At 50.2% G+C, this 436-nt stretch carries 1 protein-coding gene; it reads right to left on the reverse strand.

The window, feature by feature from the left end; genetic code table 11:
- The coding region (locus J5M71_RS28730; RefSeq protein ID WP_207839069.1) for a hypothetical protein at nucleotides 1–436 on the reverse strand (436 nt) is incomplete at both ends.

Below are 436 nucleotides of genomic sequence, written 5' to 3' on the forward strand. Positions count from 1 at the left end.
TCACGTAGCTGCTTGATTTGTTCTCATCTACGTGCTCCATCAGTTCTTCCCAGTTCTCGCGGAGACGCGGCACGTTCAGCCTGTGCGGATAAAGGCTTACGCCCTCCTTCACGCCCCAGAAATATGGCGAAATTTTAATGGTTTCCCACACTCTTAATTCGTCATATGTCAATGCTTGAGGCATCCGCTCCGCAAGATTGACAAGCCGATTTATTTCGTCCGTGGACCAAATGCGGTCGATTTCCTCAGCAAGGATGGTTTTCTCGTCGAGATACTCACGCTCCATAGCATTGAGTATTGCCCACTCAATCACCGCTGTCAGCGAACGCTTCTGCAGCCTCCCTATTATATCGAGGGCGAATTTGATTTTCGGATCAATTCTGATGCCCACACTTACCGTGGTGCTCGTCTCGCCAGTCCGCTTGCTCGTTTTGGT

Origin of the sequence: Pseudomonas sp. 43(2021), from assembly GCF_017490805.1 — a bacterium.
Taxonomy (GTDB): Bacteria; Pseudomonadota; Gammaproteobacteria; order Pseudomonadales; family Pseudomonadaceae; genus Aquipseudomonas.